Annotated in this window: 31 protein-coding genes; 18 read left to right on the top strand and 13 right to left on the bottom strand. The window is 61.7% G+C overall.

Annotation, left to right across the window (positions count from 1 at the left end):
• Nucleotides 1–452: 452 nt before the first annotated feature.
• Nucleotides 453–935, bottom strand: coding sequence for a hypothetical protein (locus AX703_RS27375; RefSeq protein WP_156452029.1), 483 nt, complete (start codon nucleotides 933–935; stop codon nucleotides 453–455).
• Between the two features lie 155 nt (nucleotides 936–1,090).
• On the opposite strand from AX703_RS27375, the gene AX703_RS11745 reads away from it, so the two are divergent.
• The 7 genes from AX703_RS11745 (at nucleotide 1,091) to AX703_RS11715 (ending at nucleotide 10,074) form a co-directional block, all read left to right on the top strand.
• Nucleotides 1,091–1,660 carry an HdeD family acid-resistance protein gene (locus AX703_RS11745; RefSeq protein ID WP_062344290.1) on the top strand — a complete coding sequence of 190 codons (570 nt, stop codon included), beginning with the start codon at nucleotides 1,091–1,093 and terminating at the stop codon, nucleotides 1,658–1,660.
• Nucleotides 1,657–2,076, top strand: coding sequence for a DUF2147 domain-containing protein (locus tag AX703_RS11740; protein ID WP_062344277.1), 420 nt, complete (start codon nucleotides 1,657–1,659; stop codon nucleotides 2,074–2,076). The genes AX703_RS11745 and AX703_RS11740 overlap by 4 nt, the downstream gene beginning before the upstream one ends.
• 37 nt (nucleotides 2,077–2,113) lie before the next feature.
• Complete coding sequence (locus tag AX703_RS11735; protein WP_082734553.1) at nucleotides 2,114–3,409, top strand: NAD(P)/FAD-dependent oxidoreductase; 1,296 nt, start codon at nucleotides 2,114–2,116, stop codon at nucleotides 3,407–3,409.
• Nucleotides 3,410–3,777: 368 nt separating this feature from the next.
• Nucleotides 3,778–5,631, top strand: coding sequence for a PAS domain-containing protein (locus AX703_RS11730; RefSeq protein WP_062344275.1), 1,854 nt, complete (start codon nucleotides 3,778–3,780; stop codon nucleotides 5,629–5,631).
• Between the two features lie 174 nt (nucleotides 5,632–5,805).
• Nucleotides 5,806–6,747: an NAD(P)/FAD-dependent oxidoreductase gene (locus AX703_RS11725; RefSeq protein WP_197423693.1), complete on the top strand. Its 942-nt coding sequence runs from the start codon at nucleotides 5,806–5,808 to the stop codon at nucleotides 6,745–6,747.
• A 133-nt stretch (nucleotides 6,748–6,880) separates the two neighbouring features.
• Nucleotides 6,881–9,052 carry a catalase gene (locus tag AX703_RS11720; protein WP_231735510.1) on the top strand — a complete coding sequence of 724 codons (2,172 nt, stop codon included), beginning with the start codon at nucleotides 6,881–6,883 and terminating at the stop codon, nucleotides 9,050–9,052.
• Between the two features lie 2 nt (nucleotides 9,053–9,054).
• A complete protein-coding gene (locus AX703_RS11715; protein ID WP_062344265.1) occupies nucleotides 9,055–10,074 on the top strand; it encodes a glycosyltransferase family 2 protein in 1,020 nt (339 codons plus the stop codon).
• Nucleotides 10,075–10,110: 36 nt separating this feature from the next.
• On the opposite strand, the gene AX703_RS11710 is transcribed toward AX703_RS11715, so the two are convergent.
• The 5 genes from AX703_RS11710 to AX703_RS11695 all read right to left on the bottom strand — a co-directional run bounded on the left by AX703_RS11710 (nucleotide 10,111) and on the right by AX703_RS11695 (nucleotide 12,387).
• A complete protein-coding gene (locus AX703_RS11710) occupies nucleotides 10,111–10,704 on the bottom strand; it encodes a DUF1989 domain-containing protein (protein WP_062344264.1) in 594 nt (197 codons plus the stop codon).
• Nucleotides 10,701–11,375 (bottom strand): guanitoxin biosynthesis heme-dependent pre-guanitoxin N-hydroxylase GntA, encoded by a 675-nt coding sequence (gene gntA, locus AX703_RS11705; RefSeq protein WP_062344263.1) that lies wholly within the window; start codon nucleotides 11,373–11,375, stop codon nucleotides 10,701–10,703. Before gntA ends, AX703_RS11710 begins: the two co-directional genes overlap by 4 nt.
• A 128-nt stretch (nucleotides 11,376–11,503) precedes the next feature.
• Nucleotides 11,504–11,704, bottom strand: a complete 201-nt coding sequence (locus tag AX703_RS11700; protein WP_062344262.1) for a hypothetical protein — start codon at nucleotides 11,702–11,704, stop codon at nucleotides 11,504–11,506.
• A 29-nt stretch (nucleotides 11,705–11,733) separates the two neighbouring features.
• The gene (locus AX703_RS28665; protein ID WP_255355054.1) at nucleotides 11,734–11,868 is read right to left on the bottom strand and encodes a hypothetical protein; all 135 of its coding nucleotides are present in this window, start codon (nucleotides 11,866–11,868) and stop codon (nucleotides 11,734–11,736) included.
• 312 nt (nucleotides 11,869–12,180) lie between these two features.
• The gene (locus AX703_RS11695) at nucleotides 12,181–12,387 is read right to left on the bottom strand and encodes a cold-shock protein (protein WP_062344261.1); all 207 of its coding nucleotides are present in this window, start codon (nucleotides 12,385–12,387) and stop codon (nucleotides 12,181–12,183) included.
• Nucleotides 12,388–12,799: 412 nt separating this feature from the next.
• On the opposite strand from AX703_RS11695, the gene AX703_RS26615 reads away from it, so the two are divergent.
• A complete protein-coding gene (locus AX703_RS26615; RefSeq protein ID WP_369821014.1) occupies nucleotides 12,800–13,111 on the top strand; it encodes an acyl-CoA thioesterase in 312 nt (103 codons plus the stop codon).
• The gene (locus AX703_RS11690; RefSeq protein WP_062344260.1) at nucleotides 13,101–13,358 is read left to right on the top strand and encodes a hypothetical protein; all 258 of its coding nucleotides are present in this window, start codon (nucleotides 13,101–13,103) and stop codon (nucleotides 13,356–13,358) included. The genes AX703_RS26615 and AX703_RS11690 overlap by 11 nt, the downstream gene beginning before the upstream one ends.
• 88 nt (nucleotides 13,359–13,446) lie before the next feature.
• On the opposite strand, the gene AX703_RS11685 is transcribed toward AX703_RS11690, so the two are convergent.
• From AX703_RS11685 to AX703_RS11670, 4 genes are all read right to left on the bottom strand, one after another.
• A complete protein-coding gene (locus AX703_RS11685) occupies nucleotides 13,447–13,653 on the bottom strand; it encodes a hypothetical protein (protein WP_156452028.1) in 207 nt (68 codons plus the stop codon).
• 16 nt (nucleotides 13,654–13,669) lie between these two features.
• On the bottom strand, nucleotides 13,670–14,146 hold the full coding sequence (locus tag AX703_RS28895; RefSeq protein WP_156452031.1) for an AAA family ATPase: 477 nt from the start codon (nucleotides 14,144–14,146) through the stop codon (nucleotides 13,670–13,672).
• 102 nt (nucleotides 14,147–14,248) lie between these two features.
• Nucleotides 14,249–15,760 (bottom strand): AarF/ABC1/UbiB kinase family protein, encoded by a 1,512-nt coding sequence (locus AX703_RS11675; RefSeq protein ID WP_062344254.1) that lies wholly within the window; start codon nucleotides 15,758–15,760, stop codon nucleotides 14,249–14,251.
• 88 nt (nucleotides 15,761–15,848) lie between these two features.
• Entirely contained in the window at nucleotides 15,849–16,229 is a 381-nt protein-coding gene (locus AX703_RS11670) for a helix-turn-helix domain-containing protein (RefSeq protein ID WP_062344252.1), read from the bottom strand.
• A gap of 93 nt (nucleotides 16,230–16,322) precedes the next feature.
• Here AX703_RS11670 and AX703_RS11665 point away from each other — a divergent pair, with 93 nt between their 5' ends.
• From AX703_RS11665 to AX703_RS11645, 6 genes are all read left to right on the top strand, one after another.
• Entirely contained in the window at nucleotides 16,323–16,649 is a 327-nt protein-coding gene (locus AX703_RS11665; protein WP_156452027.1) for a nuclear transport factor 2 family protein, read from the top strand.
• On the top strand, nucleotides 16,649–17,437 hold the full coding sequence (locus AX703_RS11660; RefSeq protein WP_062344248.1) for an SDR family oxidoreductase: 789 nt from the start codon (nucleotides 16,649–16,651) through the stop codon (nucleotides 17,435–17,437). The genes AX703_RS11665 and AX703_RS11660 overlap by 1 nt, the downstream gene beginning before the upstream one ends.
• 185 nt (nucleotides 17,438–17,622) lie before the next feature.
• Nucleotides 17,623–18,102, top strand: coding sequence for an Hsp20 family protein (locus AX703_RS11655; RefSeq protein WP_062344246.1), 480 nt, complete (start codon nucleotides 17,623–17,625; stop codon nucleotides 18,100–18,102).
• An 86-nt stretch (nucleotides 18,103–18,188) separates the two neighbouring features.
• A complete protein-coding gene (locus AX703_RS11650) occupies nucleotides 18,189–18,710 on the top strand; it encodes an Hsp20/alpha crystallin family protein (RefSeq protein WP_062344286.1) in 522 nt (173 codons plus the stop codon).
• Nucleotides 18,667–19,110: an NADH dehydrogenase ubiquinone Fe-S protein 4 gene (locus AX703_RS28890; RefSeq protein WP_082734552.1), complete on the top strand. Its 444-nt coding sequence runs from the start codon at nucleotides 18,667–18,669 to the stop codon at nucleotides 19,108–19,110. Before AX703_RS11650 ends, AX703_RS28890 begins: the two co-directional genes overlap by 44 nt.
• A 92-nt stretch (nucleotides 19,111–19,202) precedes the next feature.
• Nucleotides 19,203–19,748, top strand: coding sequence for an HdeD family acid-resistance protein (locus tag AX703_RS11645; protein ID WP_231735509.1), 546 nt, complete (start codon nucleotides 19,203–19,205; stop codon nucleotides 19,746–19,748).
• Nucleotides 19,749–19,815: 67 nt separating this feature from the next.
• Here AX703_RS11645 and AX703_RS11640 read toward each other — a convergent pair whose 3' ends face one another.
• Entirely contained in the window at nucleotides 19,816–20,085 is a 270-nt protein-coding gene (locus AX703_RS11640; protein ID WP_062344242.1) for an usg protein, read from the bottom strand.
• Nucleotides 20,082–20,318 carry a hypothetical protein gene (locus AX703_RS26605; RefSeq protein ID WP_082734551.1) on the bottom strand — a complete coding sequence of 79 codons (237 nt, stop codon included), beginning with the start codon at nucleotides 20,316–20,318 and terminating at the stop codon, nucleotides 20,082–20,084. The genes AX703_RS11640 and AX703_RS26605 overlap by 4 nt, the downstream gene beginning before the upstream one ends.
• A 269-nt stretch (nucleotides 20,319–20,587) precedes the next feature.
• Here AX703_RS26605 and groES point away from each other — a divergent pair, with 269 nt between their 5' ends.
• The 3 genes from groES to AX703_RS11625 all read left to right on the top strand — a co-directional run bounded on the left by groES (nucleotide 20,588) and on the right by AX703_RS11625 (nucleotide 23,517).
• Complete coding sequence (gene groES, locus AX703_RS11635; RefSeq protein WP_062344240.1) at nucleotides 20,588–20,902, top strand: co-chaperone GroES; 315 nt, start codon at nucleotides 20,588–20,590, stop codon at nucleotides 20,900–20,902.
• Between the two features lie 57 nt (nucleotides 20,903–20,959).
• On the top strand, nucleotides 20,960–22,579 hold the full coding sequence (gene groL / locus AX703_RS11630) for a chaperonin GroEL (RefSeq protein ID WP_062344238.1): 1,620 nt from the start codon (nucleotides 20,960–20,962) through the stop codon (nucleotides 22,577–22,579).
• 95 nt (nucleotides 22,580–22,674) lie between these two features.
• On the top strand, nucleotides 22,675–23,517 hold the full coding sequence (locus tag AX703_RS11625; RefSeq protein WP_062344284.1) for a trypsin-like peptidase domain-containing protein: 843 nt from the start codon (nucleotides 22,675–22,677) through the stop codon (nucleotides 23,515–23,517).
• 286 nt (nucleotides 23,518–23,803) lie between these two features.
• Here the strand turns inward: AX703_RS11625 and AX703_RS11620 are convergent, their stop codons facing one another.
• Nucleotides 23,804–25,498 carry a recombinase family protein gene (locus AX703_RS11620; RefSeq protein ID WP_062344236.1) on the bottom strand — a complete coding sequence of 565 codons (1,695 nt, stop codon included), beginning with the start codon at nucleotides 25,496–25,498 and terminating at the stop codon, nucleotides 23,804–23,806.
• Between the last annotated feature and the right edge of the window lie 554 nt (nucleotides 25,499–26,052).

Raw genomic sequence — 26,052 nt, 5'->3', positions numbered from 1 at the left:
CCATATTCAAATCATGGCAAATGCCGCATGGACGGTCAATCCTTTCGATGTGATGGTTTGCCGCAGGGTGATCGTTCCTCGACGGATGAGTAAAACGGTTCCTTTAGGTCATAGCGCTGGGGGCAATCCGGGGACGAAGGAAGGCGATCATTTGCGTTAAATGGCGGCTCTAGGGTAGTAGAAGCGGCGATTCATATTCATCGCTTTCGTCCGCCTTGGGGCACCACTCTCAAAAATCGTAGGTGAGGCGGTTCTAGGCGGCGCAATGCGGTTTTAGCGTAGTAGCCAGTGCGGATTTGAGGCGACCGTCCGCGATGAGTTGGTCGGATGATGGCTTGGATGCTTGTCATCAAGGAAGGGTCAACCCTGTATGCGCAGCGACACGATCAATTGGGCCTTCGGCCGCCAGCGCAGCGGGCCTTCGATCTCATGATCGCGGTGAGGACAGCGCTTCAGGGCACCGTGTAGTTGGAGCAATCGGGCAGCGGCTTATGATAAGGCCGGTAAGCATCGACAGAAGGCATGAAGCGAAGCACCCGCTCATAGCTGCATTTGGGATCAATCACCGTGACGAGATAGCTCGGGGTAAGCGGCGGATTGGCAAGCGAGTCCGCATTGCGCCAAACCGGGCCAGGAAATGAGGTCAGAACATTCGGCGCAGATCGCGGTAAGTGCGGCCACAGGTGGGAAATAAAAGGGCGTAACGTCGGCGCTAATCTTGGGCGAAGCGCGGAAAACGGAGATCGAGCATGAGCCCTTCGATGCGCCAGGCCAATTTCGCTTGCAGCTTCATGGGTGTCGGCTGAACCTGCCTCCTTCTCGGCAATGAAGATCGATCCCGCCACTACGGAGAAAGGATTTTTGATCCGGTGGCGCATTTCCCGCGCGAGAAGCTTCTCGCGATCGGCCGCTTCTTCCAACTGCCGTTCGAGCAAGGTCTTTTTCCGTGAAACGCGATCATCGCCACAAGCTTCCTGACGGCTGATGGACGACGATCTTGCGTCGCAGCAATAAAGAGGGCGGAATCTATACGGCGATGTCGCGAGTCGGCGGCAGTGATATCGCAAGGTCCAAACAACAGGTGGAAGACATGCCAGCAAATGCGCCCTGGGACGACCCAACCGAGAAAGTCTCTCGATCAGCCTGGGGCTGGATATTGGCCTATGGTCTGCTCCTCCTGGCGATCGGCTGTCTCGCCCTGTTCAACCCGATAGCTACCGGTCTCGCAACCGGCCTCCTGCTTGGCGCGATGCTGCTGGCCTATGGAGTCGTGGCCGCGGTTTCCGGCCTGTCTTCGCTGTCGACGCGGGGGCGCTGGATCGAACTGCTGCTTGGGCTGCTGGCCATCGCGGCAGGGCTTCTCGTCCTCCTTGCCCCCTTTGCCGGCGCCTTGTCGCTGGTCTGGGCGATCGGCTTCTGGCTGGCGGTTTCCGGACTCTTTCAGATTGTCGGAGCAGTGAAGGGGACACACGATCGAGGATGGCGTCTGGCGCTGGGCCTTCTCGACTTTGTCCTAGGCGCTTTCCTCCTTTTCTCCAATCCGGCGACCGGTCTCGCATTCCTGGCGGCCATGGTCGGCATCAGCTTCCTCTTCCGCGGGACGTTCCTGATCGTCCTGGGAATGGGTCTGCGCCGCCTGTCCCGGACGCGCGAGGCATGAGGTGGCTTCATCCGGTCGCCCTGGCGGCAGCGGCGACACTAATGCCGTGGGCCGCAGCCGCGACCACGCCCGCACCCGATCGATCCTTCGGGGTCTGGCGAAATCCGCAGAACAGCGTTCACGTCCGCGCTGAGCCTTGCGGCGACCGGATGTGCGCGGTCGTCATCTGGGCCAATGACAAGGCCAAGGCCGATGCACGCAAGGGTGGCACCGACCCGCTCGTGGGATCCCGGCTGTTCCGGGACTTCAAACTGGAAAAGCCGGAAATCTGGCGCGGCAAGGTGTTCGTTCCCGACATCGGCCAGACATTCTCGGGCACCGTAACCGTGGTCGACGACAACACGATCGTGGGTCGAGGCTGTCTGATCGGGCGTATCGGGTGCAAGTCGCAGCAATGGACCCGGATCCAGCAATGACAGGCGGTCGCGCCTTCGCGGCCTGTAAGGAGTTTCGATGCGTCCCAGGATTGTGATCGTTGGTGCCGGCTTCGGCGGGATGGCCGCCGTGAAGGCGCTCAAGCGAGCGGACGCGGACGTGACCCTGATCGACCGCACCAATCATCATCTCTTCCAGCCACTGCTCTATCAGGTCGCGACGGCAGCGTTGTCTCCGGCCGATATCGCCACGGCGAGCCGTGTCCTTTTGCGGAGGCATGCCAATGCGACCGTCGTGATGGCGGACGTCGTCTCGGTCGATGCCGAGGCCCGTTACGTCCGGCTCGCCGATGGAAGGACCATAAACTATGACTTTCTCGTACTGGCGACCGGGGCTGCCTATAGCTTCTTCGGTCATGGCGAATGGGCTAACCACGCGAAGGTGCTCAAGTCGCTGGAGGACGCTCTTTCCATCCGGGAGACGTTGCTGGCGGCGTTCGAGCGGGCCGAGCAATGCAATGACCCGGATGAGGTGCGGCGGCTCCTGACATTCGTCGTCGTCGGAGGCGGCCCCACGGGCGTCGAACTCGCGGGCACCATCGCGGAACTGGCGCGAACCACCCTGGCGCGCGATTTCAGGCATATTGACCCAGCATCGGCGCGCATCATCCTGTGCGAGGCCGGCAACCACATTCTGGGCGCTTTTCCCGGAGATCTGCCGGATTATGCCGCTAGGGCGCTGCGCTCGCTCGGAGTCGAAGTACGTCTGGGCGAGGCCGTCTCGCTCGTGGATGCAGAGGGGATCGTTCTGGCCGACGAGCGGATCGCGGCCGAGACCGTCCTTTGGTGTGCGGGCACGCAGGCGCGACCCGCTGCGGACTGGCTCGAGGCAGAAGCTGCGCGCAACGGTGCGATCAAGGTCGCAGCGGATTGCTCGGTGCCGGGGCGGCCCGGCGTCTTCGCGATCGGCGACGTCGCGAGTTTTGATGGGGGCTCGGGGAAGCCCTTGCCGGGCCTCGCCCCGGTGGCCAAGCAGCAGGGGCGCTATGTCGGCAGATTGCTCGCCGCCCGGATCGCCGGGCGCGCTCCGCCCCCGCCGTTTCGATATCGCGATCTCGGTACGATGGCGGTCATCGGTCGATCGCGCGCGGTCGCCGATTTCGGCAGCTTCCAGCTCAAGGGCTTTTTGGCATGGCTCGCCTGGTCGATGGTGCACCTGATGCTGCTGGTGGATTTTCGCAGCCGGATGATGGTCTATGTGAACTGGTCATGGGCCTGGTTCACCTATGGCCGCGGCGCCAGGCTTCTCACCGGACGCGGTGAACTGCCGCAACGCAGCCAGGCGACGGAGATCTCAAGCAAGGATTTCGGGTGAAGAGCGCTTGCTCGCATAAGTGCGTCATCGGCGCGAGCGAGCAGATGTTCGAGATCGTCGCCGCCCACCAATTCATAAAAATGGTGGATCCGACGGCTCCAAGCGGCAGAGTGCGCCATTGGCGTAGTATCTACGGCTAGCCTGGCGCACAATTACCCGTATCGACCGGAGCCTGCCGGATGGCATCAGGAAATGATCGAACCCGCGAAGGTCAGCCGGTTCTTGCCCGAATGCGGGTAAGTTTCGTTTGGAGTGATATGAAAATGCGCTAACATCCTGCCAGGAAGTTGCTGTCGGATCTCGTCCGAGGCGGCTGTGCCGGGAAAGGCGCGGCATCTGCTCTCTCCCGGTTCTGCAGGGAGAGCGTCATGCCTGAACATATCCTTGCCCGGTTCGGCTCGAACGGCAGTCGTGGCGCCTCGATCATGCTCGACGCGATGCGCGCCTTCGACTGGAGCGCAACCCCGGCCGGAGCCATCCCGTCATGGGACGATCCGCTCAAACATGCCGCCCGCCTGATGTTGCTTGCAGCGACGCCCATGGCGCTGCTGCTCGGCAGGGACGCATTGCTGACCTACAACGATGCGATGCGCGATCTGTTCGGCGACTATTATGACGGGTCGCTCGCGCGTCCGATTAGCGACGTTCTTCCCGAAGCCGCCGATTTCTGCCGGGAAGCCATCGACCAATGCTTCCTGGGCGAAAGCTGCCGCTTCGCCGACCAGCCCTTGAAACTGTGCCAAAAGGGGGAATGGACAACGGCGTGGTTCGACCTTTCCTTTACGCCCGTTGCAGACATCGACGGAAGGGTATCCGGCGTTCTGCTGATCGCGAGCGAGACGACCGCGCGCGTCACGGCGCTGCGGGAGCTTCAGCATACGCAGAAGCGCCTCGACGTCGCGCTGGATGCCAGCGGCATGGTGGGAACCTGGGACATCGATGTCGCGACCAACCGGCTGACCTGCGATGAACGGTTCGCCCGTCTGTTCGGGATGACGACCGAGGACGGCCGCGCAGGGGTCGACAATGACCGTCTCGTCGATCTCGTTCATCCCGATGACCGCCGGGCCGTTCGCACCGCCCTCGAAACGTCGACTCAGACGGGCGCCGACTATAAATGCCGATACCGGGTGCTGACGCGAGACAACGGGCAACGCTGGTATCTCGATGTCGGCCGCGCGCTGCGCGACAGCGAGGGACGGATCGACAAGCTGACCGGCATCGTGATCGATCTGACCGATCAGGTCTCGGTCGAGGATGCACTCTACGAGAGCGAAGCGCGGTTCAGGGCGCTCGTCGAATCCATTCCTCAGATCGTGTGGAGCACCGACGCTCAGGGTCGCCACGATTATTTCAACAGCCGGTGGACCGAGTTCACGGGGCTCAATCCCGCAGCCGTTGCCGACGATGAATGGCAGCGACTGGTGCATCCGGAGGACTGGCCGAACGTCGCGGAGGTCTGGGGAGAGTGTCTCGCCACCGGCAATGCCTACGATATCGAGTATCGTTTCCGGCATTGGTCGGGCGACTTTCGCTGGCTGCGAGTCATGGCATTGCCTGTGCGCGACCGCGATGGCGACATCATTCGCTGGTACGGCACATCGACTGACATCGAGGATCAGAAGCGTTTGGCAGAAGAGCGGGAGCTTGTCGCGAACGAACTCGAGCACCGGATCCGCAACATCTTCGCGCTCGTGAACGGCCTGGTGGCACTCTCTATGCGGGAGAATCCCGACGTCGCGCCGATCGCCGAGGACTTTCAAACGCGCCTGTCGGCATTGCACCGCGCGCATGGCTTCATCCGTTCGGTCGCCAATGGTGCGGATAGGCCCCCAACCGTCCAGGCGCTCGTGCGTCGGCTGCTGGAACCCTATGATGACGGCAACGGCCGGATCCGCCTTGCAGGCGACGATGCCGAACTGGCAGAGGCAATGGTGACGCCGCTTGCGCTGATCTTCCATGAACTGGCCAGCAACTCGGCGAAATATGGCGCTCTCGCCGCGTCAGCGGGCCTCCTCACGCTGGATTTCCAATGTGACGGTGAACAATTGCGGGCGATCTGGAAAGAGACGGGAGGATCTGCCGCGGCCATCGTTCCCCAAATGGGCTATGGCTCCCGGCTGCTCTCGCTCACCATCGAGCGGCAGCTCAAGGGAAGCTATTCCAAGACGTTTACGGACAATGGACTGACCTTCGAGCTTACGATCTCGGCGCCCTGTTAATGAGGGACGGAACCCCTTTCCTCGAAAGATCGCTTTATATCGTCCCTCCGGGTTCGCCACCTGAGGTCTACCTCGGGAAAGTGGAACCCGAGCACGGCGCAGCGGTTTCGCCAGCGGCAGAGCAGGGTCGGGCTACGGAGGTGCGACCCAGCATGCATGTCGAAGGAGCACTTTATGACAGATCCCGCCGATCACTACGAGACGATTGTCATCGGCGCCGGACCGGCCGGGCTCACGGCCGCGCTCTATCTGGCGCGCTATCGCCGCGAGGTTCTGGTCATCCATGACGGCAAGAGCCGGGCGCTGCGCATCCCCAAGACCCACAATGTGCCCGGTTTTCCCGACGGCATCGAGGGACCCGACCTGATCGAGCACATGACCCGGCACGCCGAAGAGTTCGGTACCAGAATCAAGGAAGCCAAGGTCACGGGCATCGAACCGACCGACACGGGGTTCAGGCTGACCGGAAGCATCGGCGAGACGTGGGAAAGCCGCGCGGCGATCCTGGCGAGCGGTATCCTGCTCAATCAGGTGGACCTGCCGCACGAGGTCCATGAGGCGGCGATCGAGGCTGGAGTCCTGCGCTACTGCCCGGTCTGCGACGGTTACGAGCATAGCGGCGCCCGAATCGGCGTGATCGGCTGCGACAGCGACGGTGCGGCCGAGGCCCTGTTTCTTCGGCAGTATTCGGTTGACATCACCCTCATGCCGCTCAGCCACCCCGAGCTCTCGAGGGAGCAGGCATCAGAGATGGCGGACGCCGGCATCGCTGTGGAAACCGGCGCATTGCTGGCGCTGGAGCCGCACGACGACCATATGGAGGTTCGTCTGGACGGCCGCGATGCGCCACTGTCATTCGATGTGATCTATCCGGCGCTCGGCTGCCGCCCCCGTGGGGAACTGGCGGAACAGCTCGGCATCGAACTCAGGAACGAAGGCTGCGTCCCGGCCGGGGCGGAGAAGGACAGCGGCGTGCCGGGTTTCTTCGCCGCGGGAGACGTCGTGGAAGGGCTCGACCAGATCAGCGTCGCCATGGGGCATGGCGCGCTGGCCGCTACCAAAGCGCATAACTGGCTGCGCGAGCAGGACCGGCATACGCTTCAGGCGGACGAGTGAATCTGCGAACGACTCGCGAGAGAGCGCTGCAGCGGAACTTTCGGGTGCACCGGGCGTAAGTCCGATGAGGCCGGGGGCCTAAGAGGGCGTTCCTGATTTTGCAAAAATGCCGGCGCTCCCCGCCATGTCCAGCATGGAGAGGATCATCATGGCCACCAGCAAGAACAAGTCCGCCAAATCACCGAAAAACGCACCTGATGCTCCCGGTGCGGACCTCAAGCCCAGCTATGGGGAGGATCAGGGCGCAGGCGGCGAGACCCATCAGGTCGCGGGCGGCGATGTTCCAACGCTGACCACGGCGCAGGGCGGCCCGGTCGCCGACGACCAGAACACGCTGCGATATGGCACGCGCGGCCCGGCTCTGCTCGAGGACTTCCATTTCCGCGAAAAGATCTTCCACTTCGATCATGAGCGCATCCCGGAGCGCGTCGTGCATGCCCGCGGCTATGGCGCCCATGGCTATTTCGAACTGACCGACAGCCTTGAGGATGTGACCCGCGCCGACGTGCTGTGCCGTGTTGGCGAGAAGACGCCGGCCTTCGTGCGCTTCTCGACCGTCGCGGGCAGCAAGGGCTCGTTCGATCTCGCGCGCGACGTGCGCGGCTTCGCGGTCAAGATCTACACTAGGCAAGGCAACTGGGACATTGTCGGCAACAACATCCCGGTCTTCTTCATCCAGGATGCCATCAAGTTCCCTGATCTCGTCCATTCGGTGAAGCCCGCGCCTGACCGGGAGTTTCCCCAGGCGCAGTCGGCGCACGACAATTTCTGGGACTTCATCTCGCTAACGCCCGAGAGCTTCCACATGATCATGTGGACCATGTCCGATCGAGCGATCCCGCGGTCTTTCCGGTTCATGGAAGGCTTCGGCGTCCATACCTTCCGGTTGCTCGACAAGGATGACCGCTCCACCTTCGTCAAGTTCCACTGGAAACCGAAGCTGGGGCTTCAGTCGGTGGCGTGGAACGAAGCGGTCAAGATCAACGGCGCCGATCCCGACTTCCATCGCCGCGACCTGTGGGACGCGATCAACAGCGGCGATTTCCCCGAATGGGAGCTGGGCGTGCAGCTCTTCAACGAAGAGTTCGCCGAGAAGTTCGCGTTCGACGTGCTCGATCCGACCAAGATCATCCCCGAAGAAGACGTGCCGGTCCGCGTTATCGGTAGGCTCGTGCTCGACCGCGTCGTCGACAATTTCTTCGCCGAGACTGAGCAGGTTGCGTTCATGACCCAGAATGTCCCGCCGGGCATCGATTTCTCCAACGATCCCCTGCTGCAGGGCCGCAACTTCTCCTACCTCGACACGCAGCTGAAACGTCTGGGCAGCCCCAACTTCACCCATATCCCGATCAACGCGCCCAAATGCCCCTTCGCGCATTTTCAGCAGGACGGGCATATGGCGATGCGCAATCCGGTCGGCCGCGCCAACTACGAACCCAATAGCTGGGGCGCCGATGGTGGACCGCGCGAGGACCCGGTTCGCGGCTTCCGTACTTTTGCGAGCGAAGAAGCCGGTCCCAAGGTGCGGCTGCGCCCGGAAAGCTTCGCCGATCATTACAGCCAGGCGCGGCAATTCTTCATCAGCCAGACGCCCATCGAGCAGAAGCATATCGGCGATGCGCTGGTGTTCGAGCTGAGCAAATGCGAGCGTCCCGACATCCGCTCGCGCGTGGTTTCGCATCTGATCCATATCGACGCCGAGCTTGCCGCCACCGTTGCCGATGGGCTGGGCCTGGAGCTTCCCGAACCCGCGAAGGCGGCAAGTCCGGTTGTCGAGGATCTTCCCCCTTCCGATGCGCTCAGCATCGTCAGGAATGGCCCTGACAGCTTCGAGGGCCGCAAGCTCGGTATCCTCGTCACCGACGGAGCCGACGCCGCGCTGTTCAACGCGCTGGTGTCGGCGGTGGAGAAGGAAAAGGCCGTCTACGAGGTGATCGCCCCGAAGATTGGCGGCGCGACCCTGTCGGACGGCACCAAGATTCCCGCGGATCAGAAAATCGATGGCGGACCTTCGGTGCTTTATGACGCGGTCGCGGTGATCGCGTCGGAAGAAGGCGCGGCGCTGCTGGCCGGGGATGCTACGGCGAAGGACTTCGTCACCGACGCCTTCGCCCACTGCAAGTTCATCGGCTACTCGTCAGAGGTCATGGCGCTGTTTGAGAAGGCCGGAATCGCGAACGATCTCGATGAAGCCTGCATTGCGCTCGGCGCGAAGGGCGATACCGCAACGTTCATCGAGGCTTGCCGGGCTCTGCGCTTCTGGGATCGCGAAGCGCTGGTCGACCTCGACGCCAAGGGCACATAGCGGTGTCCTTACCTCGTGCGCCGTTCCACGCCAGCTATGTCCTTCCGATCGCTGCCGCGACGCCGCAGCTGCGCGCCCTGACTGGTTATCTGAAGCGGCTGGGCCGCGTGATGGAAGACGTAATCGTGGTCGACGGCTCGCCCGGGGAGGTGTTCGATGCGCATGCCCGCGCCTGGTCAGGTGCGGTGCGCCATATTCGCCCGGCCTACCGGACAACCAACGGCAAGGTCGGCGGGGTCATGACCGGCGTCCGGGCCGCACGCCATGAGCATGTCATCGTTGCGGACGATGACGTGCGCTATCGCCGGGCGCAGCTCGCACGGATGCTCGCCCTTCTGCACACCCATGAGGTCGTGCGCCCGCAGAATATCTTCCGTCCTCTGCCATGGCATGCGCGCTGGGATACCGCCCGAAGCCTTTTAAACCGTCTAGCGGGCGGCGACTGGCCTGGCACCCTTGGGGTACGCCGCTCCATCCTGTTGGACGCGGGCGGCTACTCTGGCGACGTCCTGTTCGAGAACCTTGAAATGGTCCGCACCGTCAGGGCCGCGGGCGGACGGGAGGCGGTGCCGCTCGATCTCTTTGTTGAGCGTCGCCCGCCACCGGCGCGGCATTTCCTATCGCAGCGGGTTCGGCAGGCTTATGACGAGTGGGCGCGCCCGGCGCGCTTTGCAGCGCAGCTCGCCTTGCTTCCAGGCGGTCTGCTGCTCTCTCTTGTCGGTGGACCGTTCGCGCTGGGCGCCGCGGCTGCTGGCAGCGTGGCTGTCGCCGAACTCGGCAGACGGAAAGCCGGCGGACGAACAGCCTTCGCGCCAAGCAGCGCCTTCTGGGCGCCCGTCTGGCTCGCCGAGCGTGCCGTCACGTCGTGGATGGCGCTGGGAACCGGGCTCTTTCTGGGTGGTGTGCGTTATCGCACCACGCGCTTGCGCCATGCCGCTACGCCGCGCGCGCGGCTCGAGCAGAAGGTTCAGACCGCGCTGGAAAACCAAAGACTGGAAACGTCGGGAACCAGCGCCGCATAGCCGCAGTACGTTCGCATCATGGGTGGGCGGCCGCTTTCAATCCCGTGTGACAGCATATTGGATCGGCTTGAAACTTCCGGCGTTTGAATCATAGGCCGAGCAGGCGGTCATGCCGATGACCAGATCCATCAGCGCCCGAAACCGGATACTGTCATTGACCTTGCTAAGCGGTGGCAAGACCCGCAAGCGGCCACTTTCGCCATCGACGGAAACATTCATAAAGATATTGAAGGCGGTCGGAATACTGTCACCTGCTATCCCATAGGGCGCCAGCGCCTCGGCCAGATTGCCGAGGCAGCCGCGATGCAACGGTTTGCCGGGGTAGAAGTGACGGAACGTCGCTTCGCTGCACGGCGTGAGCAGAAAATCGTGCCGCCCCACCATGTCGTGAACGATCTCCAGCATCGGGCGTGACCTGTTCGACCACAGGCGATTGCCGGTGGTCAGCACCATCGACTCCTCATAGTCGAACGTCCGGCCATTCGAGATAACCTCGCGCACGTCGGCTTGCGCGAATGCGACCAGATCGCTGACTTGCTCGCCGCAGGGATCGATTACGGTCAGCGTCGCTCCCGCGGGTAGCAAAAAGGCAGTCCCGCTTCTCGGCGGAATTTCGACCGTCTCTGTCATTCGCGTGGATCCCTGAAGGGGCAGGTCCAGTTCGGACCCACCTGTCTGCCGCTGTACTGGCGGGCCTCGCTAGTCTCACCGTGCCGGGCGAGCATCGGGTTGGGCTCCCCGGCAAGGGCGCTGTCACGTTCGATGATCCGCTCACGCATCCGCTCATATTTGCCTTCTTCGCGAAGGCGCTCGAACTGGTCGTGGAGGTTGAACACTAGGGTAGGCGTCGGAAATCGCCGCGCCGGCCGCGAGGCATTGGGGTGGAGACCAACGACAAAGAACGCCTCACCTCCGAAGCTCAGCGAGAAGTGCGGGTCATCAGGGTCTGCGCTGACGCGATGGTCGAAGGGCTGACCCAGCCAATGATCCTTGTCGGCGCATGACTGGATGCGCTCCCACATTGCCTTTTCGAACGCGGCTTCGGTGAGGTCGAGTGGTCCCTCAAACGCGACCGCTAGGCTACGTAGACCTTCTGGATCGCACCGGTAGTCGGCTGCCCATTGCATTAGCTCGGCGTGGATCCGCAGGTCATCCCAGTTGCTGTTAAGCGATATACAAGGGACGACTTTAAGGGTTCCGCGCGCCATTGCCGACTTGGCGCCGACGCAAGGAAAGGTGGGATCGGCAATCGTTGCCAGAATACCCCGCTCAAGCTTCTCAGGATCGGTCGCACCGATCATCTGGCATCTCTCCCCCTTCGCGGCGCGTTGTCAGGCCATGTTCAGAAAACTCCAGGCTCTCTCGAGGGTTCCTGAATACCAGCGGGGCCGCACGCTTAGCCGAATGAATCAAGTTCTGGCGCTCGCTGCTATGCTAAGGCCTGCAGGGTAGCCTTTTCGTCAGCCTGTTTCTTGCGGCTGGCCTCGCTGCAGAGAAGTTGATCAGCCATGGCCTGCCAGGCCTTCTCAGAACGCAGGCAACGATCCCGGACGTTATCGAGGATAGCCTCGGAGGCCTCTTTGGCGCTCTGCGCCGCGCGGGCCAGATAGAATTCGCTGTTTGCAGCCATTGATCGTCTCCATCCTAAGGACCGGGAATTTAGCCCACCATTTTGGCCACGATCCGCTGAAGTTCGTCGCGCGTCAGGCGGCCAGACGTATCGGCAGCGTTGCGCTTGAAGCTTTGATGGGGGATCGTGAAATGAGGTGAACGGGCGATAGTCTTGAAAAACATGGAAATCCTTGGCGCGCATAACGCGTCTGAAATGATGGAGAACCCGGGCGAGAGCGCTTTCGCGTCTGTCGATCGCCGGTCTCCGTGAGATAATTATGACCTCTCAACATGCGTTGCACGCGAGAGAGGAAAGCCCCAGATGTCGCAGATCGCCCACGGTTATGCGGAGCCAGGACGAGCGGGCCAACAAGGCCTCAGAACGTCCCGCAATATCTGCGGTGGGAGCAGTTCACCGAACGGGCGCGTGGCGCACCGTCCGGAAAAACTGTTCGGTATTGCCGCCGGAGACGTCTGGTCCCCGGCCGCTCAGCCTCAGGCTGCTTCGAGATTCACAGCAGACTGCTTGCCGCTGCGATCATTCTCGATGTCATAGCTCAGGCGCTGATCCTTCTGAAGGGTGCCCATGCCGGCACGTTCAACCGCACTGATATGAACAAAAGCGTCATTGCCGCCGCCGTCGGGCGCGATGAAGCCATAGCCCTTGTCGGCGTTGAAGAACTTGACAGTGCCGATAGTCATGATTGTTTCCTTTCACGAAAACAGTTTTCCCGCCCGCAAAAGCGCAGGAGGAGCTGGAAGCGTGGAATGGAAGGAGAGAGCCGCTAATGCGGTATCAAATTCCGTCGCAGGCGACGTTAGCGTTGATGCATATGGACGATACGCGTAGGAAAGTCAATTGCGAAGGTGGAATGACCACCTTAGCGGTCCCTCGAAAGTGCGGCGATTTTCGTGCACAGCCAACACTTCAATGTCATCATGATCCTGCTATTTCACCAGCCATGACTCCGCCGCATCTTCACACTGTGGACGTTTGCATAAGAGACGACGACATCGATTTCATGGGACACGTCAACAGCGCTGGGTGCAGGAGACCGTCATTGCGCACTGGTGACGCGTTGCGCCATCCGATGCGGTCGAGGCCTATCTTTGGATCGCCCTGGAGCACGAGATTTCTTACCGCAAACCGGCATTCCTGCACGATCAGGTAACCGCACATGTCAGGCTGGGCAGGGTTCGGCGAGAAAGCGCTTTCTTCGAGACCCTGTTCCAGCGAGACAGAGACGTCATCGCCGAGGTCCAGTCGCGCTGGTGCTGTATCGAGGCATCGACGAGAACCCCGGCTCGGATCAGCACGGAGATCGAGCGGTGTTTCCTTCCCGCGCAGACTGAGGGTGGGCCCTCAGAAATTAATCGGGCTTGTCGGATCGATGTCGGGAGCGCAATGCTACGCGATGACAGATAATCCCGACCTCACCGAGAAGGATCTCGTCGAAGCGCACGAAGCTTCGGATGTGTCCGCGATTAATGGCATACTCAGCCTGGCGAGCATTCTGAGGAAGCGAGGCCTTCTGACCGATGCGGAAGCCTCTGCGATGCATGAGAGTATGAGCTTGCCGCTCGGACTGCCAAAATACGCCGAGAACCTGGCCGTTCAGGACCTTCAGCTAACCATAGACCGTTTGTTTGCGGCACTGGTGGGGCCAAAGTAGCCAGGACAGCCAACCGTGCCGGCCGATCTGTCTTGGAGAAGGTGCTTTGCGGTTGCGACATGATTCCGGGTTTATCGGAAGCTGACCGTCAGTTGAACTTAATCCGTCTGCCTTTGTGGCCGGGGTTGTCGGCCATGAAGCGTTTCGCGAGTGCGAAGACCTGCAGCGGACAGATAATGTGCCGCACAGACGATCGAAGCTGGAAGCTGTTGTGGAAATCCATCTCGCCGTCGGCCAGCGGAAAGGCGGTGCCGTTGTCGACATGCGTGACGATATCCGTGATCGGCTTCGCCAATTCGTTTATCCGCTCGTTATGCGCGCGCATCTCTGCCGCGTGATTTCGTCGCGCATGAACTGCCCGAGGAGGGCTGACCGGTACTCCTGCAAGCGCTCGGTCGTTTTCCAAGCGCTGCCTTTCGACCTGTCCGCCGTCTCCAGGCAGTGGCGACGGTCGTCATCGCATATATAAATCTTAGGCCGTGGGCTGCGAGGAAAAGCTTATCGTAGCGCAAGCGATCTATCGCGGAAGTCGGGCAATCGCCGCTGGCGGCTCTGATCGCAACGGCTGCGTCGACAACGCAGCGGTCGAATAATCTAAGCCCGCAGGCTACCTGGAAGTTATTAATAGAAATCTCAAGCGCTCGGCGAGCGAATGCAGCCGCGTTGAACCAGGGAAGCGTGCTGCGATCTCCCGCCGCTGTTGGATCGTGAACATCATGATCATGCGGATTCCCATGCTGATCACCGAAGACCGCAAGCCGATCAAGGTCAGCAGAGTGCTCTGCCAGGAGCTGAAGTCAATGAAACGCATGAATATTTCGCCTGCAAGGTCGACTGGGTTTCGGGGTCAGGCAGGTCCCGGAACAGGGAGAAGGCAAGGCGCGGCGAATCTATCTCAACAGCAAGGCCGCCGCTACGATTGTTGCACCAGCCACTATGGCGCCGGCGATCCAGCGTCCCGCCATGGACAATGCGGCAAGCTGATCCGGTGGAGGGCCAGTCGTAGGGCCCGTCTCGAGGCGGCGGATCGCGGCGCGCACGAGGTGTGGCGCATCGTCGCCGATCTTCGCGAGTTCCCACACGAATGCCTGAAGGATCGGCCCCCAATGCTCCGGAGACAGGCGGGCTCTGGCGATCCGCAGCGACGAGCGCTGCATCGCTTCCGAAAGGTCGAAACCGGGCTGGATCGCCGAAAGGACTCCGTCGATCGTCACCAGCGCCTTGAAGATCAGCAGCAGATCGGGGGGCATCGTCATCCCTTCCTCGCGCATCAACGGAAGGAAGTCGGCGACCATCGCGCTCAACACGAGGCGGCCGCCGCCGTGGCGGGCGACCAACCGTTCGGCCGCCACCTGCACGCGCTCGGGCGGAACTCCGCTTCCTGCCGACCAGCCGGCCAGTACGTCGGCGAGCTGCGCGGGGTCCCCGCCGTTGAGGGACTGGACGAATGCGATGAATTCCTCCCGCCGACGCGGGGAGACATGACCGATCATGCCGAGATCGAGAAGGGCGATGCGGTTGTCGGGCAGGCACAGAAGATTGCCCGGATGAGGATCGCCGTGGAAACGGCCGTTGATGAGGACCATGTCGAGTATGGTGTCTGCGCCAAGCGCAGCGATCGCGGCCGGGTCGATGTCGGCCGCCCGCAGAATATCGCCGCCGCGTGGCGGCGTGCCGTCGACATAGTCCATCACCAGCAGCATCTCGGAGGACCAGCTCCAATGGATGTCCGGCACGAGCACTCGCGGCTCGTGTGCGAAATCGGCTCGCAGCCGGTCGGCGTTGCGGCCTTCGTTGGTGAAGTCCAACTCCTCGAGGACTGCTTCCGCCAACTGACGCATCATGGCGGCAGGCGCAAACCGGCGCGCTTCGGCGCTCGCGGCCTCCGCGACAGCCGCGAGCTGTGCGATCAGCCGCAAATCCGCCTCCATGCGGGGGCGGATACCCGGCCGGCGGATTTTCAGCACCACTTCGCGGCCGTCGTGCAAGGTTGCGCGATGCACCTGCGCCATGGACGCGGCGGCAAGCGGTTCGGGGTCGAAACTGGCGAACGCCGTTTCAGGCGGCTCCCCAAGCACTTCCTCGACCGCAGCGCGCAACTCCTCAAACGAAAGGGTCGGCGCACGGCTGTGAAGCTGTTCCAGCTCGGCAATCCATTCCCGCGGCAGCAGGTCGCCGCGCGTAGCCAGAATCTGGCCGAGCTTCACGAACGTCGGGCCCAATGACTCGATCGCCAGTCGCGCGCGCCGCGGCAGGTCTTCCCCTGCTTCTCCTTCCACGCTTCCCACCCGCTCCAGGCCCAGCCTCTTGAGCAGCACGCCCAGCCCGAAGCGTGAGGCAATACCGAGGATCTCCTGAAGACGGGCGCGGTCACGATGGGCGACGATGAGGCTCTTCATCATGGCCGTCTAACGCCTTTCACGTCCTGGCGTGCCATAATCGCCACCATCGGGTTGATGATTGCGAGCCCGGATGGCAGAAAAGGCGAGGCTATCTTGTGCTGTCATCAGCATCCGCCACGATCAGTTTGCTGCGGATATAATCGGGCGCCGCTTCGGCCCAGACAAGCAGAGCGTCGAGAGCGGGACATAGCGCCTGCCCCCAAGCGGTCAGTCGGTACTCGACGCGCGGCGGCACCTCGTGATGGACAATGCGCTCGACGACACCGTCCTTCTCCAGTTGCCGCAACTGCTGGATCAGCATCTTCTGCGAAATCCCGGGAATAGCCCGCTCCAGTTCGGAAAAGCGCAGGATTTTGCCTCCGAACAGCTGGAACAGGATGACCAGTTTCCAGCGGCCTTCGAGAATGCGCAACAGATTCTGCACGCTGCCTGCAGCGGAATCCGCCGCATAATCCGGTCTCTTACCCAAAGGTCTGTACCTTACTTTTTGGTTCGTTCTTGCCGATTTCGGAGCTTATCGCCAACTTTCTTCTGATCAACCCGATAGCGCAGGAGGCAGATGATGGCGCTTGCACTTCCCGCTCCCATTCAGGCCTATTTCAACGGCAATCCGGACTTTGACGTGGAGGCTATGCTCGCACCCTTTGCGAATGACGCCATCGTCCGTGACGAAAAGAAGGAGCTTCGGGGCACGGCGGCGATCCGGGCGTGGATCGGGGACGCCACCGTCGGAAGCAAGGCGATAAGCACGCCTTTGTCGATTGAATCCGATGGGGACCGACATGAGGTTTCCGCCAGGGTAGCCGGGGACTTCAAAGGCAGCCCGGTCACGCTCAACTTCGCTTTCCTTCTTCGGGATAGCCGTATCGCAGAACTGGAGATCGGCTGATGACGGCGATCGATCCAGCGGAGTTTGCCGGAAAAGCGGTGGTTATCACCGGCGGAACCAAGGGGACTGGCCTTGCCACCTTGCGGCGGTTTCTGTCGGGCGGCGCGCGTGTCTTCACGGCCGCCCGGTCCGAGCGGCCAGTGGATGTGCCGCCCGAGAGCTTTCTGGCAGCCGATCTCGGCACGAAAGCGGGCGTGGCTGCATTCGCCGCGGCCGCGTTGGAGCGCCTCCGCGACGTCGACATCATCGTTCATCTGCTCGGTGGCTCGGCGTGGCCGGGCGGCGGCTTCGCGGCGCTCGGTGAGGAGCATTGGGCGCATGAACTGAATCTCAACCTGATGAGCGCGGTAAGGCTCGATAAGGCGTTGCTCCCCGCCATGGTTCGACGCGGCAGCGGCGCGGTGGTTCACACCGCTTCGATCCAGCGCACCCTGCCGTTGCATGACTCCACGACAGCCTATGCCGCGGCGAAGGCGGCCCTGGTCACATACAGCAAGGCTCTCTCCAAAGAACTGGGACCCAAGGGCATTCGCGTCAACGTGGTGTCGCCAGGAGGGATCTACACCGATGCAGCCGAGGCGATGGTGAAGCGGATCGCCGCCAGTGCCGGCGGAAGCGAGGACGAGGCGCGCCAGAGTATTCTCGACGCGCTGGGCGGCATCCCTATCGGCCGACCGGCGCGGCCGGAGGAGGTGGCGGAACTGATTGCCTTCCTCGCGTCCGACCGCGCTTCCGCTATTCACGGTGCGGAGGTCAGGGTCGATGGTGGAACGGTTCCGACGATCTGAGAGTGCATTGCGGCGCCGTGATCGGATGAGCCGCGTCGATTGCTTCCGAAGGTCTTGAAACCGGAAAATCAGCTTCTAACTCATCCTTGCCGGGCGCCGCGTTCGGGTCCGGTGGGACATAGAGGGCGTCGGCTCTCCTTTACCGGCGCAGCTCATGCCCAGATCGCTTTTAGGAGGATTTGGAAATGAGAACCAACTTTGACTTCACGCCCTATCGGCGTTCCACGGTCGGCTTCGATCGTCTGTTCGATTTGCTCGAGACCGGCATGCGCGGCGACGCAGCCGATGGCTATCCGCCCTTCGACATCGTGAAGGAGGGAGAGGACAGCTATCGCATCACGCTTGCGGTGGCTGGCTTCCGCCCCGACGAAATCGAGGTGGTGGCGCAGCAGAACCAGCTCACCGTCACCGGCAAGCGCGCCAATGACGAGGGCAAGGGCGAATACCTGCACCGTGGCATCGCGACGCGCGCGTTCGAGCGGCGCTTCCAGCTTGCCGACCATATCGAGGTGGGCGAGGCCAGCTTCGACAACGGCTTGCTCGGCATCGCGCTGAAGCGGGTCGTGCCTGAAGCGATGAAGCCGCGTCGCATCGCGATCGGCGGCAGTGCGCCTGTCAATGACCGGATCGAGGCGCCGACGGAAAAGGCGCTCGAAGCGGCCTGATCCATAGACAAAAGTGACTTGCCGGCGCTGCCTTCGGGCGGGCCGGCGGGTCATGCCAATTCCAGCCAGAAAAGGAGATGAATATCATGGCATTGCGTGATCTGATTCCCTGGAGCCGGCAGGAGAACCGGCTGCCCGCGACGGTCGAACCCGAGCGGGAAGCGGCGTTGGAGTCCCATCCCCTGCTCTCGCTCCATCGTGAGGTGAACAGGCTGTTCGACGACGTTTTTCGTGGCTTTGGCGTGCCCGCTTTCGCCGGCTTGGGCCGCACGGCGAGCTGGCCGCAGGTGGAACTGGACGAGAACGACACCGAAATCCGCATCACCGCGGAATTGCCCGGCCTCGACGAGAGGGACATCGATATCCTGGTCGAGGACGGCGTCCTCATGCTGCGCGGCGAGAAGCGAGCCGAGGTCGAGGACAAGAAGCGCGGCTATTCGGAGCGCAGCTACGGCCGTTTCGAGCGACGCATCGGCCTGCCGCGCGGGATCGAGCGCGACAAGGCGCAGGCAAGCTTCCGGAACGGCGTGCTCACCGTCACGCTGCCCCGGCCTGCGGAGGCCAATGAAAATGTCCGGCGCATTCCGGTCAACGCGAAAGCAGCCTGATCCCTCGGCCCGGGGCGTGAGCCCCGGGCCGGACCGTGACGGTCACGTACCGCGGCAGCCGACGGCGAATGACAATCGCGCTGCTCATCCGGCATGGGGAAGCACTTTCCCACCGGACGCGTACGCGATCATCGAGCCGATCCGATTGCTCGGCGATCGCGTGCCGCGCAAGCAGCGCGACCAGTGGCGGCTGCGGTTCGAGCCGAGGGCGCCGGCGTTCGCCGACCCGCTGACCGGGTGGACAGGTGGCAGCGATCCTCTCGTCCATGTTGGACTGCGCTTTCCCAACGCGGAGGCGGCGGTTGGATACTGCATGCGCCAGGGATTGCCCTATATGGTGCGGGCTTGGCCCGGGGATCACAACCAACGGCATACCAATGGTGAAGGGAGAAGAAGATGACTGCATCATCCGTTACTCTCCCGCTCCCGGAACCGGAGCGGGACAACCCGTCTGAGCCGGTGCTGACCACCCGTCATCCCGCCTGATTCATCTTGCGCGGCGTCCTTGCGCTTGCACTCGGCGTCACGGCGTTCCTGTTCCCGGCGAACGCATTGTTCGCCTTCACTCTGTTGTTCGCGGCCTATGCCGGCGCGGACGGCATTCTGTCTTTGATTGCCGGTGTCCGCCGCGCTTCGCGCAAGGAAAAGCGCTGGTGGAGCGCGCTGCTGCGGGGCGTGGTCGGGATCGCCTGCGCGGTGATCTTCGTGATCCTGCCTGGCCTCGCCGTGGTCAGCTATGCGCTCGTGACGCTCGGTATGGTGATCGCCTGGGCGTTGCTGACGGGCGCCTTCGAGATCGCGGCCGCGATCCGGCTGCGCAAGGAAATCGAGGGCGAATGGCTGCTGGGTCTCTCCGGTGCGCTGTCGATCCTGCTTGGCTTGGGTGTCTGGGCGTTCCTCTGGCTGCACCCGGTCGCGACCATCCTCTCCGTGGGGACGATGATTGCCGTCTGGGCGCTGTTCGCCGGGGGTGTGTTGATCGCGCTCGGGCTGCGTCTGCGCAAGCGCGAGGCTGGCAAGAGCGAAGCCGCCGCCTGAAGCGGACGCCAAAGAAAGGCCTGCCACCCGTGCGAACCGGGTGGCGGGCCTTTTCGCATGCGGTCGTTCAATCGAGCCGGAACTCGCCTCGCGCCGCGCGCCATTCCGCCGGGCGGACCAGATGATCGTGTGCGATGCGGATGGAATGCAGCGCCGCCTCGATCTCACGGTTCCAATGGTCGATGAAATCGAACAGCACTGGAAAATCCGGCGCTAGGTCATATTCCTGCCAGATGAACAGTTGCAGCAGCGAGGGCGCGTCGGGCCGGTAATAATGGATTTCCGCCGTCGTCAAGCCGTAACCCTCCAACTGCCTCAAGAACGCGCGGTCGCTCATTGTAGCGATCTGCGGTGATCCGGTCGTTCGTCCAGCGTGCGCATGGCCTCGAAAATATCGTCAACAGGCACTGCCTGCCGGGCACCTGGTGGCTTTCGCATCGCTGGCTGATCCCTCACCGCTGAACGGTCGGATGCCCACGAAGCGAGAATGGCGCGCTTCACTTCCGGTTCCAGGCTTGGATGGTGCGCAACCTCGAAGGGATGCAGAAAACGGGAAAATGGCTGCGACATGGCTGTTGCCTCCTTTCCTGATGTCGCTCCTTTCACGAGTGCGGCGAGGCGCCGCGCTTGGCAATTTTGGTACGAAGATGAGTCGCGTCAAGAACAGATTGGCTCCTAAGCGACCCAAAACAAACGAATTGGCACTTTATGCATGAGAGTGCCAAAAAACTTCATTCCGGCCCTTGAATGGAAAAATATCACGTCCTAGCTTCGTGAAACCTGTCGTTCATGTGAACGGCCAGGGCCATCACATCATGTTTTGCATCTGGAGGTTTTGCATGCATTTCCGCCCCTTGCACGACCGTGTGGTCGTCCGCCGCATCGAAGCCGAGGAAAAGACCTCGGGCGGCATCATCATCCCCGACACCGCGAAGGAAAAGCCGCAGGAGGGTGAAGTCGTCGCCGTCGGCGCCGGAGGCCGCGACGATAGCGGTCGGCTTGTCGAACTCTCGGTCAAGGCCGGAGACCGTATCCTGTTCGGCAAATGGTCCGGCACCGAGGTCAAGATTGACGGCGAGGATCTGCTCATCATGAAGGAGAGCGACATCCTAGGCGTGATCGACACTGTCGTGCCGCTCAAGCAGGCGGCCTGATCGGCCGCCCTCATCTCGAACATTCAGAAAGGACATTGATAGAAAGGAGCAAGGCAGATGGCTGCCAAGGAAGTGAAGTTTGCGTCGGATGCGCGTGATCGGATGCTGCGCGGCGTGGATACGCTCGCCAACGCAGTGAAGGTGACGCTGGGCCCAAAGGGCCGCAACGTCGTGATCGACAAGAGTTTCGGCGCGCCGCGCATCACCAAGGACGGCGTAACGGTCGCCAAGGAAATCGAACTGGCCGACAAGTTCGAGAACATGGGCGCGCAGATGCTGCGCGAAGTGGCCAGCAAGCAGAACGACAAGGCTGGTGACGGGACCACCACCGCCACCGTTCTGGCCCAGGCGATCGTGCGCGAGGGCGCCAAGGCCGTCGCCGCGGGCATGAACCCGATGGACATCAAGCGCGGTGTCGACCTCGCGGTAGGCGCGGTGGTGAAGGATCTCGAAGCACACGCGAAGAAAGTCAGCGCCAACAGCGAAATCGCGCAGGTTGCGACTATCTCCGCCAATGGCGATACAGAGGTCGGACGCATCCTCGCCGAAGCGATGGAAAAGGTAGGCAACGAAGGTGTCATCACCGTCGAGGAAGCCAAGAGCCTGGAGACCGAACTGGAAACCGTTGAGGGCATGCAGTTCGATCGCGGCTATCTTTCGCCCTACTTCATCACCAATGCGGAGAAGCTGAAGGTCGAACTGGACGATCCCTACATCCTCATCCACGAGAAGAAGCTTTCCAACCTTCAGGCACTGGTGCCGCTGCTTGAGCAGGTCGTGCAGTCCGGTAAGCCACTCCTCATCATCGCGGAAGATGTGGAAGGCGAGGCTCTCGCCACGCTCGTGGTGAACAAGCTGCGGGGCGGCCTCAAGATCGCAGCGGTGAAGGCCCCAGGCTTCGGTGACCGCCGCAAGGCAATGCTCGAGGATATCGCGATCCTCACTGGCGGCAATGTCGTCAGCGAAGAGCTGGGCACCAAGCTGGAGAATGTTACGATCAACATGCTGGGCCGAGCCAAGAAGGTGTCGATCGACAAGGACAATACCACGATCATCGATGGGGTGGGCCAGAAGGCAGATATCGATGGCCGCGTCGCCCAGATCCGCCAGCAGATCGAAGCCACCACGTCGGATTACGACCGTGAGAAGCTGCAGGAGCGTCTCGCCAAGTTGGCCGGAGGCGTGGCCGTTGTCCGGGTTGGCGGTGCCACCGAGGTAGAGGTCAAGGAAAAGAAGGACCGTGTCGATGACGCGCTTCACGCGACCCGCGCCGCGGTTGAGGAAGGCATTCTGCCGGGTGGCGGCGTCGCGCTGCTACGCGCGCTGAAAGCCCTCGATGGGCTCAAGGCCGCCAATGACGATCAACAGTCGGGCATCGACATCGTCCGTCGCGCCTTGCGCGCGCCGGCGCGACAGATTGCCGACAACGCCGGCGAGGACGGCGCCTGGATCGTCGGCAAGCTGCTCGAAAGCGACGACTATAACTGGGGCTTCAACGCCGCGACCGGCGAGTATCAGGATCTCGTCCAGGCCGGCGTGATCGATCCGGCCAAGGTCGTGCGCACCGCACTGCAGGATGCGGCATCGGTCGCCTCGCTCCTCATCACCACCGAAGCGCTCGTCGCCGAGTTGCCGAAGGAGGAAAAGGCCACGCCGATGCCGGCGATGGATTACTGACGATCGACGGGGCCGGCTTTCATGCCGGCCCCGTCTTTTCTGTCCACGGCCTGGACGGGCGCGTATAGCGCTGGTTTCCAATGGGAGGTGTAATCGTGAACCGGGGATCGGCTTCATCCGGGCGCTCACGTCGCTTCACCCTCGCGCTCCTTGCGATGTGCGGGCTCGGCAGCTTTGCCGGTGGCGCCGCGGTGACGACATTATTCGAGCACCGGCAAGCGCAGGCTGCGGCCGCGCCCGTATCGGATAAGCCCGTTCCGGTCGATCAACTCACGCTGGCGCCGCTTGTGAGGCGGGTGTCTCCGGCGGTCGTCAACATCGCTGTTCTTCAGGCTTCGCCGCACCTGCAGAACCCTCTGATGCGCGACCCCTACTACCGCCTGTTCATGGGCGTTCCTGACGAGGCGCTGGCCCCGCGTGTGTCGGCAGGGTCAGGGTTCGTTGTCGATGCGGCGCGCGGACTAGTGGTCACCAACCATCATGTGATCGCCAATGCCCGCGCCATCGCGGTCGGCATCGGCAATCGCAGGGTCGAGGCCGAGCTGATTGGCAGCGATCCGCGCACCGACCTTGCCGTACTCAGGGTCCCGGCGCGTGACCTGCGCCAGCTTCCCCTTGCCGAGGCGCGACGCACCGAGGTCGGTGACTATGTCGTGGCCATCGGCAACCCCTTTCAGGTCGGTCAGACCGTGACGTCCGGCATCGTCAGCGCGATCCGCACCTCCTCTGACGGCCGCTATCGCTATGTGCAGACCGACGCGCCGATCAATCCCGGCAATTCCGGCGGGCCGCTCATCAACATGCGCGGTGAAGTGATTGGGGTGAATAGCGCCATCATCACTCCCGGCGACGGCAATGTCGGCATCGGTCTTGCCGTGCCGGCCGATGTTACCCGCACCGTCGTCGAACAGCTTACGGGTACGAACCTGCCCACGTAGATAATCCAGGCACTGACTCTGCTGGTATCAGATCTGGGCGGTGAGTGCAGTGAGCGGTCTGGGTCCTGTGCATCGTCGGCGTGAGCGAATGAAGCAAGAACAGTTCTCAACACAGCCCCTGAACGGATGGCAATATCAGGGCGCGCAAAATGGCAAGGGATCGACCGAAATGTTGGCAGGAGTCGTCCATTAAGAGAGAGCGTTGAACAGCAACTCCCCATGCAGCAGCTTCTAACTCTTACACCGAGGATACGACCAGAATTTAAATCATAGCGATCTGAGGTATTCAACGGCGGCAATAGGTGGCTCGATGCGGAAAAATGCGGCTCGAGCGTAGTAGAAGCGGCGATTCGTACTCATCGCTTTCGTCCTGCTTGGGGCACCACTGCTGGTCAAAGCTGGGCACCATGCCCGGTTTTACCGGTAGACCAGTCGAGACCCCGCTTTCGAGGGTTGAGACTCGGCCTGAGATGACGATTGTTTCACTCGAGATGGTCACCGCATCCACAAACATCTTGATGTAAGCTGACCGCAGGGTGTTGTCCTTGTCGCGCAGTTTTGCCGACAGCAACTTGCCGAAGCGCTTGATAGTGCCCTCGTCAATACGACGCTTGCCTTGGGCGAGTTGCCTTTCGAAAATGTCTATCTGGCTAACGACAAGCGCGAGGTCCGACCGGTTCGTCGCGATGCGTTCTGCCAGCTGCGGGTCCCGAAGGGTCATCACCCCATTCTCCACAAGCATGAGAAGATTTGTCATGGCCTTATCAAGACGGGTCTTTTCCGCTCGTGCAGACGACAGGTTTGCCTGCAGGCTTTCACGCTTGCGATCGGATTGATCCAGAAGGCCGGAAAGAAGATTCAGAAGCCGCTCTGGAGCAAGCAATTCACTCTCGAGGGCCGAGATCACGATCTCGTCGAGCTTTTCTCTCCGGATTGAAGGGCAGGGGCATTTTCCCCCGCAGTTCACTCGATCGTTGCATGCGTAGTAGGCATATTGCCCACTCTTGCCGGTCCTGATCGTCAGTCCTGCTCCGCAGCCAGGCATTCCGCATCTGACAATGCCAGTAAGCAGAGTAGTGCCAGCCGAGACATGTGGAGCCGAGCGCATGGGGTTGCGCTCGGCGCTAGCTGCACTCGCTCTTTCAAACTGCTGGACTGTGACAATTGCTGGGACCGGAACGGCGATTGCATCTGAAATGTCCGGTTTGACGTTATAGTCGTCAGCAGTCATGTCGTGGTAGACGCCTGTGTAAATTGACCGCTTCAAGATCCCGAACACATTGCCATTGTTGAACCTCTTACCCCGAAACTTAACGCCGGATTGGTTGAGGTTTTTTGCAATCCAGCGAACCCCGCGACCCACTTCAGCCCAGTCGAAGATCTGTTTCACGACAGCAGCCTCTTCCGGAATGATTTCCAGCTTCTTGCGTTGCTTTTCACCGTCGACGCGCGCCGTGTAGGAGCGATAGCCAAAGGCTACCGGTCCGCCATTGTAGAACCCCTGCCGGGCGTTCTCGCGCCTACTTTTGCGGGTCATCATCGCGGTGTCGTAAGACTGTTGTTCGGCCACCACGGCGACAATGTTACGGCCAAGCCTCGAGTGCTGCCCGTTTCCAAAATTTTCCGTGATGGAAATGGGTTGGACACCCGCATCTTCCAGAGCGCCAGTGGTGGTAATGAAAAGGCGCATGTCGCGGGCTAGTCGGTTGAACATGTAGAACAGGACAGCATCGACAGGATGAGATTCGTCAGTCGCGAGCTTGATCATCTTCTTGAACTGGGGACGCTTGTCGTTCGTCCCACTATAGCCAGAGTCAGCAAATTCTTCGACGATCTCGAAGCCATTTGCCTTGGCGTATTCCAGAAGCGCGTGACGCTGCGCGTCAATGCTTTGCGGCTGACCACCCTCCTTGTCGGCAGACAAGCGCATGTAGATGTATGCACGACGCTTAGCGGTCTGCGCGGACTTCTTGTTTGCCAATTTCGTCTACCCTTCGTTTTGCGAAGATCGACGCCAACATCCTACAGGAGGCAGTGAGGCGGTTCCGAGACCAGTGCTCCGCTGCGTAGTGCCGCACAACGGGCCTCAGGTGCGCTATCGTCTAGCCAGTTGCATCGCTTGCAGGATTTACGATGACATCGATCAATCCTGCTTGGCTGCCGAATACTGGCTCGTGTCGCTGCAATTTACCCCTGGGAAAAGCATCACGCGAAGGGAGTAAACCGCTCCCATCTAGCTGACCGTGTGCTTTTCCTGAGAATAGCTAGCGAACAGCCTCGAGCGCTGGCTAGAGAGCCGCTTTGTCAGTTGCGATAAGATGGCCAATAAAGGCTCGAATCCTTACTGCTTGTCGGCGTACCTTCTACCCGCCCTTCATCAAGTCAAAGGTTGCGAACGAACCGGAAAGGCAGCTTATGGTCCGCGAAATCGGGATAGCCGCCATTCACCCGCTCAACACCTACGGTCGCGTTCGACCAGTGCACGAACCCGCTCCGCGGGAGAGTCGCTTGGGGTGCCGTAGCGTAGTATTGTTC

It is taken from the genome of Novosphingobium sp. CCH12-A3, from assembly GCF_001556015.1.
GTDB classification, from domain to species: Bacteria; Pseudomonadota; Alphaproteobacteria; order Sphingomonadales; family Sphingomonadaceae; genus Novosphingobium; species Novosphingobium subterraneum.
The sequence above is the reverse complement of the archived record's forward strand: the minus strand, read 5'-3'. Positions and strand labels throughout refer to the sequence as shown.

Excerpts from the sequence above, each read along its gene's own strand:
- AX703_RS11660 (WP_062344248.1), top strand. The coding sequence starts at position 16,649 with ATGACGGCGATCGATCCAGCGGAGTTTGCCGGAAAAGCGGTGGTTATC.
- AX703_RS11665 (WP_156452027.1), top strand. The coding sequence starts at position 16,323 with ATGGCGCTTGCACTTCCCGCTCCCATTCAGGCCTATTTCAACGGCAAT.
- groES (WP_062344240.1), top strand. The coding sequence starts at position 20,588 with ATGCATTTCCGCCCCTTGCACGACCGTGTGGTCGTCCGCCGCATCGAA.
- gntA (WP_062344263.1), bottom strand. The coding sequence starts at position 11,375 with ATGATCGGTGCGACCGATCCTGAGAAGCTTGAGCGGGGTATTCTGGCA.
- AX703_RS11690 (WP_062344260.1), top strand. The coding sequence starts at position 13,101 with ATGACAGATAATCCCGACCTCACCGAGAAGGATCTCGTCGAAGCGCAC.
- AX703_RS11650 (WP_062344286.1), top strand. The coding sequence starts at position 18,189 with ATGGCATTGCGTGATCTGATTCCCTGGAGCCGGCAGGAGAACCGGCTG.
- AX703_RS11695 (WP_062344261.1), bottom strand. The coding sequence starts at position 12,387 with ATGACTATCGGCACTGTCAAGTTCTTCAACGCCGACAAGGGCTATGGC.
- AX703_RS11675 (WP_062344254.1), bottom strand. The coding sequence starts at position 15,760 with ATGATGAAGAGCCTCATCGTCGCCCATCGTGACCGCGCCCGTCTTCAG.
- AX703_RS11740 (WP_062344277.1), top strand. The coding sequence starts at position 1,657 with ATGAGGTGGCTTCATCCGGTCGCCCTGGCGGCAGCGGCGACACTAATG.
- AX703_RS28890 (WP_082734552.1), top strand. The coding sequence starts at position 18,667 with ATGAAAATGTCCGGCGCATTCCGGTCAACGCGAAAGCAGCCTGATCCC.
- AX703_RS26605 (WP_082734551.1), bottom strand. The coding sequence starts at position 20,318 with ATGTCGCAGCCATTTTCCCGTTTTCTGCATCCCTTCGAGGTTGCGCAC.
- AX703_RS11730 (WP_062344275.1), top strand. The coding sequence starts at position 3,778 with ATGCCTGAACATATCCTTGCCCGGTTCGGCTCGAACGGCAGTCGTGGC.
- AX703_RS11735 (WP_082734553.1), top strand. The coding sequence starts at position 2,114 with ATGCGTCCCAGGATTGTGATCGTTGGTGCCGGCTTCGGCGGGATGGCC.
- AX703_RS11655 (WP_062344246.1), top strand. The coding sequence starts at position 17,623 with ATGAGAACCAACTTTGACTTCACGCCCTATCGGCGTTCCACGGTCGGC.
- AX703_RS11745 (WP_062344290.1), top strand. The coding sequence starts at position 1,091 with ATGCCAGCAAATGCGCCCTGGGACGACCCAACCGAGAAAGTCTCTCGA.
- AX703_RS11720 (WP_231735510.1), top strand. The coding sequence starts at position 6,881 with ATGGAGAGGATCATCATGGCCACCAGCAAGAACAAGTCCGCCAAATCA.
- groL (WP_062344238.1), top strand. The coding sequence starts at position 20,960 with ATGGCTGCCAAGGAAGTGAAGTTTGCGTCGGATGCGCGTGATCGGATG.
- AX703_RS28665 (WP_255355054.1), bottom strand. The coding sequence starts at position 11,868 with ATGTTTTTCAAGACTATCGCCCGTTCACCTCATTTCACGATCCCCCAT.
- AX703_RS11700 (WP_062344262.1), bottom strand. The coding sequence starts at position 11,704 with ATGGCTGCAAACAGCGAATTCTATCTGGCCCGCGCGGCGCAGAGCGCC.
- AX703_RS11710 (WP_062344264.1), bottom strand. The coding sequence starts at position 10,704 with ATGACAGAGACGGTCGAAATTCCGCCGAGAAGCGGGACTGCCTTTTTG.
- AX703_RS11640 (WP_062344242.1), bottom strand. The coding sequence starts at position 20,085 with ATGAGCGACCGCGCGTTCTTGAGGCAGTTGGAGGGTTACGGCTTGACG.
- AX703_RS11725 (WP_197423693.1), top strand. The coding sequence starts at position 5,806 with ATGACAGATCCCGCCGATCACTACGAGACGATTGTCATCGGCGCCGGA.